General features: G+C 43.0%; 10 protein-coding genes. 3 read left to right on the forward strand and 7 right to left on the reverse strand.

Annotated features, from left to right (window positions below):
* The first annotated feature begins 204 nt into the window (after positions 1-204).
* The 3 genes from B050_RS0112620 (at position 205) to B050_RS0112630 (ending at position 2782) form a co-directional block, all read left to right on the forward strand.
* On the forward strand, positions 205-756 hold the full coding sequence (locus B050_RS0112620) for a ferritin (protein WP_018474289.1): 552 nt from the start codon (positions 205-207) through the stop codon (positions 754-756).
* A gap of 274 nt (positions 757-1030) precedes the next feature.
* Positions 1031-1429: a hypothetical protein gene (locus B050_RS0112625; protein WP_018474290.1), complete on the forward strand. Its 399-nt coding sequence runs from the start codon at positions 1031-1033 to the stop codon at positions 1427-1429.
* A gap of 210 nt (positions 1430-1639) precedes the next feature.
* Positions 1640-2782, forward strand: coding sequence for a formylglycine-generating enzyme family protein (locus B050_RS0112630; protein WP_018474291.1), 1143 nt, complete (start codon positions 1640-1642; stop codon positions 2780-2782).
* 406 nt (positions 2783-3188) lie between these two features.
* Here B050_RS0112630 and B050_RS0112635 read toward each other — a convergent pair whose 3' ends face one another.
* From B050_RS0112635 to alaS, 7 genes are all read right to left on the reverse strand, one after another.
* A complete protein-coding gene (locus B050_RS0112635; RefSeq protein WP_018474292.1) occupies positions 3189-5636 on the reverse strand; it encodes a leucine-rich repeat domain-containing protein in 2448 nt (815 codons plus the stop codon).
* The gene (locus tag B050_RS0112640; protein WP_018474293.1) at positions 5623-6465 is read right to left on the reverse strand and encodes a hypothetical protein; all 843 of its coding nucleotides are present in this window, start codon (positions 6463-6465) and stop codon (positions 5623-5625) included. The genes B050_RS0112635 and B050_RS0112640 overlap by 14 nt, the downstream gene beginning before the upstream one ends.
* Positions 6462-7040: a hypothetical protein gene (locus B050_RS0112645; protein ID WP_018474294.1), complete on the reverse strand. Its 579-nt coding sequence runs from the start codon at positions 7038-7040 to the stop codon at positions 6462-6464. Before B050_RS0112645 ends, B050_RS0112640 begins: the two co-directional genes overlap by 4 nt.
* A gap of 26 nt (positions 7041-7066) precedes the next feature.
* Positions 7067-7531 (reverse strand): hypothetical protein, encoded by a 465-nt coding sequence (locus B050_RS0112650; protein WP_018474295.1) that lies wholly within the window; start codon positions 7529-7531, stop codon positions 7067-7069.
* Between the two features lie 71 nt (positions 7532-7602).
* The gene (locus B050_RS0112655) at positions 7603-8724 is read right to left on the reverse strand and encodes a peroxiredoxin family protein (RefSeq protein ID WP_157492776.1); all 1122 of its coding nucleotides are present in this window, start codon (positions 8722-8724) and stop codon (positions 7603-7605) included.
* A 5-nt stretch (positions 8725-8729) separates the two neighbouring features.
* A complete protein-coding gene (gene gatB, locus B050_RS0112660) occupies positions 8730-10193 on the reverse strand; it encodes an Asp-tRNA(Asn)/Glu-tRNA(Gln) amidotransferase subunit GatB (RefSeq protein WP_018474297.1) in 1464 nt (487 codons plus the stop codon).
* A gap of 95 nt (positions 10194-10288) precedes the next feature.
* On the reverse strand, positions 10289-12919 hold the full coding sequence (gene alaS / locus B050_RS0112665) for an alanine--tRNA ligase (RefSeq protein ID WP_018474298.1): 2631 nt from the start codon (positions 12917-12919) through the stop codon (positions 10289-10291).
* Between the last annotated feature and the right edge of the window lie 32 nt (positions 12920-12951).

Consider the following 12951-nt stretch of genomic DNA (forward strand, 5'->3'; position numbering starts at 1 on the left):
AATTCCTTAGGGCAGAGCAAAATCAAGTCATTCGCTAATCTTTATTTATAATTAATTCAATTTAATATAACCAAATTATATTTTTTAGATTTTTACTTATACCAATTCTAAATTCCGATTTCCTCGTTTAATCAAGGAACTTTATTCTAATAATTTGGTTATGTTTGTTAAAGAGATCAGAAAATAAATAAAACAGATATAGCTATGAAAACGAAAGAAAAAAAAGAAATCGTGACCCTTCAGAGGTCATTACTTCACGATACAGAGGAGATGCTGAATAAGCAAATCGAAATGGAGGGTATTTCCTCTGCCTCTTATTTGTCTATGGCCTCATGGTGTGATATGATGGGCTATAATAATGCAGCAAAACTCCTTTATACCCATGCCGAAGAGGAAAGACAGCATATGCTGAAACTCTTCCATTATATTAATGAGGCGGGTGGATTGGCCATTCAACCAGAAATTACTGGCATTAAGCATCACTTCAATTCCCTGAAAGAGATATTCCAACTTACTTTAGAGCATGAAATTCAAGTGACTAAGTCCATTAATATCATTGTAGATCATTGCTTTGGGGTGAAAGATTTTGCCACCTTTAGCTTTATGCAATGGTATGTTACCGAGCAGAGAGAAGAAGAAACTTTGGCTAGAAGAGCTCTCGAGCTTTTCGATATCATCGGTGAAGAAGGCATTGGACTATGGACCATTGATCAGGAATTAGGTAAATTACATGATGCTAGCGCTGACGCGCAGTAGTAATAGCTGATAATCCTATATTAAAGCGACTCTCCTATGAGTCGCTTTTTTTTTGCTGATATTTTGATTCAGATATCGCCATTACTCCTCAAAACCCCTAAGCCTAGTCAACAAATTTTGCCCGTTCCTACCCTTTCCCTTTTTATTATTTCCAGTTCGCAACACCCTAAAGATTAAATCACGAAATCAATGGCTTGATATTTGACTTTATTTTTTACTTATATTAGGTAATGCATACTTGTTTAAAATTCAACAAAAACCAAATAGCCAAAATATGATCGATACCTTATTGAAAATAGAGAAATCAGCAAAGATGGCCTTGAGGTACCTTATCGTACTCTTTTGGGCGGTCATCTTAATCAAATCACTTTTCTTTGCTGGCACTGCTCAAGAGCACTTCGTCATGGAAAATGCGCTATGGAGTATAGCAGGACTTATTACGGGCATACTTCTATTGTTTCATTTAAGCCAGCCACGATTGGCCATCATAGGCGGAGTAGCGAGTGCGCTTTACACATTTATATTATCCATCATTGCCTTTTTGAGCCCACCAATGGCCTTGTTGAATGGATTATTTTGGTTAATATTTTGTACCTCATCAATTATATTGACGGGAGAATCTTTAAAAGAAATGATCAAGAAAAGGATCACAAAGCCATTTCCAAAACGCTAAAAGCTAGCCACAATGTTTCTTTACAAATGAATTATCTTACTTATATTCCTGTTTTCAAAATGTCTGCTTATAATCTACCTAAATAGTCGGCAATTTGGCCCATAATTATTAGGGGAGGTCAATTTTATATTCAGATCGTTTCATATTTTAAAAGCATAGGCATAACTTAGGCTTTGGAAAAGAGAGAACTTAGAATAATTAGTAAGATTTATGAAGAAATATAGTTTAAAAAGCTTTATCAGTAGCGCCATGGGATATTCATGTATCCTGGCGATAGCCGTGATAGCAGTCTCCTGTGAGACAAAAAGCACTACCGATCAAGCTGGTGAAGAAGCAGACACAGCCCAAAATACTATCAGCAAAATTGAGGATGCTCAGGCAGAACCTGGACAGAAGCAAGATGGAATGGTCTGGATACCTGGTGGGGAGTTTATGATGGGCACGGACGAGGAAGATGCTTATCCGGCAGAAAAGCCAGCGGTAAAGCGTAGGGTAAATGGATTCTGGATGGATGAAACTGAAGTCACCAATGCTCAATACACCAAATTTACAGAAGAAACAGGCTATATCACTGTGGCGGAAAGAGATTTGGATTGGGAAGAAATGAAGAAACAACTTCCTCCTGACACGCCTAAACCAGAGGAGTCCCTAATGAAAGCTGGATCTATGGTCTTCTTTCCTCCTTCTCAGCCTGTGGATAAGGGCGATATTTCTAACTGGTGGAAATGGGTAACTGGTGCTAACTGGAGACATCCAGAAGGTCCTGAAACTGATCTAAAAGGCAGAATGGACCATCCTGTCGTTCATATAGCTTATGAAGATGCTGTTGCTTATGCGGACTGGGCGGGCAAGCGTCTGCCTACCGAGGCCGAATGGGAATTTGCTGCTCGTGGTGGAATAATGAACAAAAGGTATTCCTGGGGTGATGAGTTGAGACCTAACGGTAAGATTATGGCCAACACCTTTCAAGGCAACTTCCCCAACGCAAATAAAGGTGAAGATGGCTTTATGGGCACCGCCCCAGTTAAAAATTTCGAGCCAAACCAATACGGTTTATACGATATCATCGGCAATGTATGGGAACTTACCGATGATTGGTTTGACGCCATCAAATTTCAGCGTCTCGCTGGAAGCGCTCCAAAATTGGATGCAACCATGAATCAGTGCTATAACCCAACCAACCCCTATGCGCAGGAAAGAGTCATCAAAGGTGGATCTTACCTATGCTCTGACAACTACTGCATCAACTACCGCCCTAGCGCCCGTCAAGGACACGCTTACGATAGTGGTACTTCTAATGTAGGCTTCAGATGTATCAAAGAAAGCCCATCGAAAACAGTAAGCTTAAAATAAAATATTAGCTAAGGAATATAAAGCTTCGCTTTATGCTCTTTATACAAAAAAGGTCTTGAGTTAAATTAATAACTCAAGACCTTTTTTTTAACCCATACTTGATATTGGCACCAGCTAAAGCCGGTTCTTTCATTATATAAAATGTATGGGCTTCCCGATCGCTAATCAGCTTAGTACATAAACTATTATTATACCTATAGACGCTATTAAGCAGTCTCAGAAAGAGGCTTGAAATGGATACGATTCGGAAATACTTCCATCCCTTCTAAAAAGAATAGGTTTCAAGGAAATCATATCGTTCCCCTTCACCGGGAGAGCTTGGAAATAGAAAGGCCGCAGTCCTAAGAACTGCGGCCTTTCTATTTATTATTAGGAAAAGATCAAAGCTTCCTGTTAAAGTATAGTATCAATAATACCGAACTTCACATTCTGGATTAGATTCTTTGAATGAGGCGATTTGTCTGCTATTGATCCGTGTATTAAAGCAAATCAATCGCTTGATATTTCTGAGGTCTTCTATTTCATTAATGCTTTTCACATTGGTGCTGGCAATATCCAATTCTTCCAAACTTGTCATGGTATCCAGTCCACGGAGCCTTTTGATACTGGTTCCCGACAGGATCAAGCGCTTAAGGTTAGTGAGTCCTTCCAAGGGGCGTAAGTCTTCCACACCGGTATTTGAAAGGTCCAGGGACTCTAAGGTGGTGAGGCCCGCCATAGGTTCTAAACCGACCACAGGTGATTGGGAGATTTTCAACACTTTGAGCACCTCCATCTGAGTCAGGTCGGAGATATCATTCAATGGTACATCATGAATATTGAGTTCCTGAAGATTGATGAAAGTCACCAGTGGTCTCAAATCACGAATACTCTTTTTCTCAATCGCCAATTTCCTCTTTGAGGTAATTTGGTGAAGTTCTTCAGTAGATGGATTCGTATCGATATCGTATTGCTCCACGAAAATCGTCTGCCAGTCGCCATCCAACTGTTCCCACCAGCTCTTCAGGGCGGAGGATCTAAAGATCACCGTTGCCTCTGGTACCTGCTGGAGCAGCGCTTGCACCTCCCATTTAGCCACCTCGGTACCATCCACATTCAGGTAATCCAAGGACTTGAGGGATTTTAATGGCGCTATACTCTTCACCAGAGTTTTATTCAAAGACAGGTATTCCAATCCGCCAATCCCTGAAAAATCCTCCAAGCCTGCTATTGGCGTACCATTGGCAGAGACCATTTTCAGCGTTTTTAAATCCCGAATAGGGCTAGTTTCATGCACTTTGGTCTGATCTATATTCAGAGCAATAAGTTTCTTAAACTTGATTACCGGGCGCAGGTTAATGATATCGCTATTGGACAGGTCCAAAGAATCCATGGAAACGATCCTTCCCACCTGCTCCACGCTAGGCATTCCTGCTCCTGCTTCTGGTATATAAGTCCTGAGGACCTTCTCCCAGCCTTCCGGAAGGGAAGTCCACCAAGCTTGTAGATTTTCGACATTATGTATCAGCAACACCCTTCGGTTTTTTCGGGCATAGTCATCAGCATGGTCTTCGGTCACCTCGGTCCTATCCGCATAGATGGTGGCCAGACCGGTTTTCTGATCCAGCGGGCTTAGGCTGTTGATCGCCGTTTCATTGATCCGGATCACTTTGAGCTTCTCCAGCTCCTTCAGCGGGCTGAGATCAGTGATATTGGTTCTCGATACGTTGATCTCCTCCAGGGAAGTCAGCTGTGCCAATTTGTCGAAGTTGATCAAATAGTTTCCTTGGATTTCCAGCTTTTTTAATTGGCTTAGATCCTGGATGGTTTCGATATTATTGAGACCACTTCGTTCTAGATTCAATTCTTCCAAGTTCTGAAATGAATTGAACACCCCAAAGCTCATAAGTGGGGTATTGACAGCTTTCAGGACTTTCAATTTTGGCAGTCTGTTAAGATCGTCAATATTACTAATCAGGGTATTGGAGATATCGAGGTATTCTAAGCTTTCGGAATACTTAATAAACTGTATATCGGCAGTAGGGGTATTAGACACGTCCAGGTAAGTCAGGAAAGTGACATTACTGATCGGTCCAAGATCCTGGATCATGGTATTGGAGAGATCAATAAACTTAATGTCTCGCAGGGCTTCCAATGGGGACAGGTCCTGAATAAGTTCATTGCCACTAAGGTCCAGCGAGTCTAAACCGCTGATCAGATTCAGATGATCAATGGTAATAGAATCTTCCATTAGGGAAAATTCCGTTCTAAAATAAGTTTCCCATTCCAGGGAAAGGTTTTCCCACCATTCGGCTAGTTCCTTATCTCTGGAGAGTTTGGTGGTATAGATACTGGCAATTTTCAATTCGCTGGATTTGCCATTCAGGTTGACCTCCACAAATCGGGGTTTGGTATTATCGATCTTCTCCCCTTTCAGGCCGGTGGCGCTGAGGGTACGGTCCATGGATACCAGAAATGACAATTCGCCATTATCACGAAGAAAGGGCTTAACGTCTCTTACTTTAAATTTGAATTGGGCATCTTTGAAGAAGAATTCCACATCTTTTAGGTAGGCGGGAACATCCTTATTGGTAATTACCTGACGGTCCAGGATTAGGTCATCTTCTACCTGCACCTTCCCATCTCTAAAAATTTTCTTATAGCTTTCGGTAATAATGACGTCTTTATCCCGAGCAGGGGTACTTTCGCTTCCCACAGTATTGAGGAAATACTCCAAAAACTGAATCTGATCTTCCACTTTTTGTGAAAAATCTTTAATTTCCTGTTTTGAATATCCGCCCATATCCTGGGCGCTGACCGCTAGTGGGAGCCCCACCAGCAATACAAAGACGATGAATAAGCTATTCCTGATCATAAATGTATTTTAAGATAACTTCTTTTTCTTCCTCATTCTTAACCTTGATAAGGTTACTGATTAACCAACCGGTATTAAATCCCGGGCGGTTAAACTGATTCACCTCAAAATACCATCCATCCACTTGGAAGAAGTGGAATTTGACGCCGTTTACAGTTTCGAATTTTATATTACCATTTTTTATCTCATAGAGAAATAAGGTGAGGTAATCGGGGGTAAATCCGTCTGCTGTATAGGACTCGGGAGTTTTCCCATCCTGCAGCGCTTTCCTTAGGTTCATAAAATCCAGCTCATGCGATAGCGGATGCAGAAACGGTTTTTTATTTCCTTCAGGCTTATTAAAATATTGCTTAAATGGATCAAAGGAGATCTTATCAATCACCCATTCATATCCAAGGCCTTCTTCTTCCAGCTTCATATATAGAGTGACTGGAGTCCTTTTTCCTTTATAGGTAAAGAAGGAGGATACTTCAGCAAACCAATTGCCTCGGTGAAAGCTTAAATATTGGGGGTAATTTTCGGCATTGACGACGGTGATAAACTCTTGTTTGAGTTCCTTAGTCACCTGCGAGGTCTCGTTGTCAAAAAGTATATTAATGAATTTACCTCTTAGTTCTCTATCGTGGTAGCGAGCATCACCGGGGTTGAATCGGGTCTGCCCATCTTCACTTTCTTCGGCGTTGAACCGGCGAAAGAATTGGTTTAGTTGTTTGGTAGAAGCGGCAAATCTGCCATCATCCTTAACTTGTCCGGGGCTGGGATAACCCTGCCCCGGAGCAAATTTTATAGATGAAATGATTAGTACTAGGATTAAGCTTATTTTCTTCATGCGGAAGTTTCGGTCACTCTAATGTCACCCAGCATTACATCCCAGAACTCGATCGTTCTGCCAGCTACCTGAGTTTGTTTTTTCTCTACGTAGATGGTGATATCTTTTTTGGTGGTATCCTTATAGTTAAGGCCAGTCTCAGCAGAAGTTCCTTCGAATCTCTGATAAACGGTCACAACACCAACATATCTACCGTCAGGCTGTCTCTCTAAGTCAGAGATATAATGGATATCATACCAGCTGATAGACACTTGGTCATAATTAAGCGCCATAAGACGTTCGAAATATCTTCTCACTGGATAGTAAGCCACTTCTTTGGAGTTTACAGAAGAAACACCCATTTCGGATCCTGGAGAGAATAATTCCTCAGCACGGTCCATTACACGGTTAGCTTCAGAAAACTGCGTGTCTTTGCTACCGATGATGCTGATATATTTACTTAAATCCTTTACTTTTTCCAAGGCCAAGGAATCAATTGCCTGTTTTCTTTGAGGGCTGATATTATCTGACTGTGCAGAAACGGTCAGTGTAGCCGCAAAGAACAATAGGATAAATGCTTGAATGTATCTTTTCATAATTTCTTTATTCTGAGTTGGAGATATTAACGTCTACGAAGTTCGAGTTCTGTGATTTTTCCGCTACCATCAAGCCTAATATCACTGATGAAGTTTAAGTTCTTCTTCGTGTCTTTAAGGTAATTGAGGTACTTCACAATGGTGGTAGGCTCATCATAATCCTTGATACCATTTTCTTCATGAATGACGATCAACACAGGAGTGTTTTGATTAGAAAACATACTCAATGCTTCCTGAATGGAACTGTTCGCACTTTGTACGCTACTTGCATTGGCGATAGTGGAAAAATAATTTTCTAGCTTTCCTACGGCTACTTCGTCAGCGCTAGGCGCTGCAGGAGCTGGGGCGGGTGTGGTCTCCTCAACTGGTGCCGGTGCTGGAGCTGCTTCTACTACTTTCTTTTTGCTTTTACAAGCGCCCATAGCCAGCAATCCGAAAAGTGCTACTGTTGCCAGCCTGGTCAGTGGTGATTTAAAACTGCTTTTTTTCATGTTAAATTTATTGTTATTAATTGTGACGGTAATTTATTTCCGGCAAATGCCTTTCATCAAAAAGCATTCCATTATTCGAAAATTTCTTTCAATTTATTTTCAAGGCTCGCACCCCTCAAATCCTTCGCAATAATATCTCCCTCAGGACCTATCAAATAGGTCGCCGGGATAGCGTTGATCTTATAGGTAGCTGCTGCCTCTGAGTTGAAATATTTAAGGTCTGATACCTGCGCCCAAGTCAAATTATCATCAGCAATCGCCTTCACCCAGGCATCCTTGCTCCGGTCCAGCGATACGCCAAGTACTTCAAACCCTTGGTCTTTATACTCATTATAAAGTCTTACCACATTTGGGTTTTCTTCTCTACATGGCTTGCACCATGCCGCCCAGAAATCCACCATCACATATTTACCCTTGAAGTCGGATAACTTCACCAAGTCTCCATCAGGGTTTGGTAGGGCGATCTCAGGTGCTGGCTGCCCGATGCTCAATGCTCTCATCTCTTCAAGCTCCTGCTTCAAGCCTACAATCATCTTGGTCTCAGGATACTTCTTATCCAATTCGGTAACCAAAGAGTCAATATAGTTGAAATCATTTCGCGGATTGAGCATGCCTATCGCTGCTAAAGCCGCAAAACTACCATCCATGCTATTGATGACTTCCTTCACCTTATTGGCATGACTCGATTCCAGGTCCAGTGCTTTCTGCTGAATATTCTTTACAGTCTCCTCATCCTTGGCGGATAAGGCCTCATAGTAATCGCTATTTAGCTGATTGATCTCTTCCTGGTATTGCTCAGCTAGTTCATCCACCTTAGCAATCTGCTCAGAATCCGCAGATCCGGAAATCGCAAGGCTCTCTTCAGCTGCAAAATCATAATCCACCTTGGCATCTTCACTAAATAAGGCTAAACGTACCTGCTTCTCGCCATATAAGTCCAGCTCATAAAATGCCGGCTCCTCAATGCTCAAAGTATATTCATAGGCTCCAGACTCTCCCACCGCAAGGGTATCCACCGTCTCTATACTATTATCCATATATTTGGACAGCAGCAAAATCCCTTCCTCTGGCACATTCTTAAGGCTGCCACTGATGACTACCTCCCCATCAAATTTTTCCTGCTTCACCTCATTCGAGCAGCTTGCTATCAGTAGTACAGCCGCTAGGGCCATGAGATAATTTAACTTAGTCATATTTATTAATCTTCTAAGAGTTCTGTTAATATTTTGGTAGCGACTTTTGGATCGGCCTTCCCTTTAGAACGCTTCATCACCTGCCCCATAAACATTCCTAATAAACCTTTTTTACCCGACTTATATTCAGCCACTTTCGCCTCGTTTTCGCCAAGAATCTGCTCGATAATTGGCTTCAAGGAATCCTCATCACTTTCCTGAATCAAATTCAGCTCCTGAGCAATCTCAAGCGGTGACTTAGAAGGGTTTTTCAGTAACTCCGGATAAATTTTCTGCGAAGCTACAGAAAAATTCACCTTTCCCTCATCAATTAGCCTAATAAGATTTGCTAATTGCTTGACGCTGATCGGAAAATCTGAAATATGTAAGGTCAATTCATTCAAATACGACTTTACAGGTCCCATCATCCAGTTGGAAGCAGCCTTATAATTGGAGGTTTCTGTACACAATTGCTCAAAGAACAAGGCGATTTCCTTGCTATCTGTCAGCACATTTGCATCATACTCCGGCAGGCCATATACATTCACAAAACGCTCATGTAATTCTCTAGGTAAGGATGGCATAGCGACTTTGATGCTTTCCAGCCACTCTTCAGAAATCACCACCGGACTGAGATCCGGCTCAGGGAAATAGCGGTAATCGTTTAAGTCCTCCTTGGTACGCATGCTCGCCGTGAGGCCTGTGGTCGCATCAAAAGTCCTCGTCTCAGAAACTATCGTCTCCTCCTTCTCCATCATGTCTATCTGGCGGTCAAACTCATGCTCGATGGCTCTGGCCACATTCCGGAGGGAGTTCATATTCTTTACTTCTACCTTTTTGCCCAAATGAGTTTCCCCCTTCAGACGAATAGAAATATTGGCATCACATCTCATGGAGCCTTCTTCCATATTCCCATCACAAATCTCAAGGTACCTTACCAGCTTGCGGATTTCCGATATAAACTGATACGCCTCCTCGGAAGCTCTGATACATGGCTCAGTAACAATCTCCAAAAGTGGTACCCCGGCACGATTATAATCGACCAAGGTGTCCAGCTCTCCTGCAAGGTGCATGGATTTACCAGCATCTTCCTCCATATGGATTCTGGTAAGCTCGATTTCCCGGGTTTCACCAGTTTTGTCCAAGGTGATCGGTACGATACCACCCACACACACAGGGTTTTTATCCTGCGTCAGCTGGTAGCCTTTTGGAAGATCGGGATAGAAGTAATTCTTTCTTGCAAAAATATTATGACGGGTAATCTCAGACTTACATGCCAAACCCAGCTTCATCGCAAACTCTACTGCTCGCTTATTCACCTTGGGTAAGGTCCCGGGATGACCCAGAGTGATGACTGAAATATTTGTATTAGGTAGATTCCCAAATTCCGTGGAATCTCCCGCATACATTTTACTCTTGGTTAGTAGCTGAACGTGTACTTCAAGTCCTACTACCAACTCATATTTATCTTTTATTTCCTTAGAAGGCATTGTATAATATTAAATATTTCAACTTTCGTGGTATGATTAACCAAAAATGGCAGAGTTTTGCGCCAAAACCAAATTCAGCAAGCGCAAAAAACAGGTCATATAGAAGAAAACATTGATTTTGCTCTATCAACAACCTCCTCTAAGCCCTCAAGACGCTTTCCTCCTGCCGTAGCAAAGAAAGCCTGGCCTCCGCCGCCACCCTGAATGGATTTAGCCAGATCTCTTACGATCGTTCCTGCATTTAGCGATTTGCTCTCTACCAGGCTATCAGAAATAATTACAGCCACCTGAGGCTTCCCTGCAATGTCCGCCGCAATTACCACCAACACATCGTCCACCTCATTCTTCAATTCGAATGCCAGCTTCTTTAGTGCATCGGCAGAAGGTAGGCTTACCTTACTGATGATTTGATTGGTACCAGCTATGCTGACCACTCCACTCACCAGTTCGTCCTTAAGTGCCCCTGCCTGCATCAAGTGCAGCTTTTCAATTTCTTTTTTGAGCTCATTTCTTTCCTGAGAAAGAGCTTCTACCGCCTTCAGAAGATCCTTGGGATGCTTAAGCAAATCCCCCAAACTTTGGATCAGCTCCTGCTGCCTGGATACATACTCCTCCGCAGCCACGGCTGTGATCGCTTCGATACGCCGCACCCCTGAGGAGATGGATCCTTCGGAGGTGATCTTAAACAGACCTATCTGTCCTGTGGCTGATACGTGTGTCCCTCCGCAAAGTTCCACCGAGTATTCCTGATCAAAAATGATCACCCGAACGAAATCGCCATACTTCTCACCAAACAAAGCCGTGGCTCCCATGCCCTTAGCCTTTTCGATAGGGATATTTCTAAGCTCCTGAAGCGGGATATTTTCTCTTATTTTTTGATTTACTATTTTCTCGATCTGATGAATTTCCTCTTCCGTCACCTTGCTAAAATGCGAAAAGTCAAATCGAAGCACCTGATCATTGACCAAGGAACCTTTCTGCTGCACATGATCGCCAAGTACTTCCCTCAATGCTGCATGCAGCAGGTGGGTAGCACTGTGATTGTTCATGATCAGATTTCTTTTTTCTGACTTTACCTTAGCGGTGAAGCTAGCGGTAGGATCCTGTGGAAGTTTATCCACAATATGCACAAAAAGATCATTTTCTTTCTTAGTATCGATGATCTTTACGGTCTCCTTATCATTAACCAGTTCTCCCTGATCGCCCACTTGTCCACCACTTTCGGCATAAAATGGCGTTTGCGCCAGTACCAGCTGCACTTTGGAGCCTTTCTTATCACTTACCTCACGGTATTTTATGATATGCGTATCTACTTCCAGTTGGTCGTAACCTACGAACTCCACTCCTGCTTCATCCTGCACCATCACCCAGTCACCTGTCTCCTGCTCTGCGGCGGCACGGGAACGCTTCTTTTGCTGCGCCATCTCCTCATCGAAGCCTTTCTCATCCACAGATATCCCTGCTTCACGAGCGATAAGAGAGGTCAGATCCAGCGGAAAACCGAAAGTATCATAAAGTTCAAAGGCTACTTTTCCTGTGATCACCCGTTCGCCTTTTACACTAAGGTCTTCCCTGATCTGGTCTAGGCGCTTCAGGCCATTGTCCAAGGTACGCAGGAAAGCCGCCTCTTCTTCATAGATCACCTTACTGATGAAGTCCTCCTGAGAAGGTACTTCTGGGTAGATATCCCCAAAATGCTGCGAAAGCAAAGGCACGAGCTCATACAGGAAGGGCTCCTGAAAACCCAGGAAGGTATAGCCATAGCGCACTGCCCGACGAAGGATCCTTCGGATCACATAGCCCGCCTTATTATTAGAAGGCAGCTGACCATCGGCGATGGTAAAGGCGATCGCACGGATATGATCCACGATCACCCTTACAGCGATATCTATCTTTTCATCTTCCCCGTACTTCTTACCCGCCTTGGTCTCCACCGCTTGGATGAAGGGCGTAAATACATCCGTATCATAGTTGGAAGACTTATTTTGGATGGCGCGGACGAGCCGCTCAAAGCCCATTCCAGTATCTATATGTTTTGCCGGCAGCTCCTGCAAGCTTCCGTTGGCAAGACGATTAAATTGGATAAATACCAAATTCCATATTTCTATCACCTGAGGATGATCCGCATTGACTAAGTCCTTGCCTGGTATGCTGGCGATCTCCTCTGCAGACCTAAGGTCAATATGGATCTCTGATGCCGGGCCACAAGGTCCCACATCACCCATTTCCCAAAAGTTGTCTTTCTTATCGCCAAAGAGAATACGATCCTTATTGACATGCGCCGTCCATAGGTCGTAAGCCTCCATGTCCTTATCGAGTTTATCGCCCTGGTCTCCGCCAAATACCGTCACATACAGCCGATCCACGGGCAATCCATACACCTCAGTCAATAGCTCCCAAGCCCAATCTATAGCGTCCTTCTTAAAGTAATCCCCAAAAGACCAGTTGCCAAGCATCTCAAACATGGTATGGTGATAGGTATCCACCCCCACTTCTTCCAGATCATTATGCTTGCCCGATACCCTCAGGCATTTTTGGCTGTCGGTGGCTCGGGTATAGGATGGTACTTCATTGCCGAGGAAAAAGTCCTTAAACTGATTCATCCCCGCATTGGTAAACATCAAGGTTGGGTCGTTCTTTAATACAATAGGTGCGGATGGCACAAATTGATGTTCCTTCGATTGGAAGAACTCTATAAAAGTACTTCTGATTCTTTTAGCGTCCATTGAATAGCTTATGCTTATTTATATTCGGATAA

The organism is Echinicola pacifica DSM 19836 (genome assembly GCF_000373245.1).
Taxonomy (GTDB): domain Bacteria; phylum Bacteroidota; class Bacteroidia; order Cytophagales; family Cyclobacteriaceae; genus Echinicola; species Echinicola pacifica.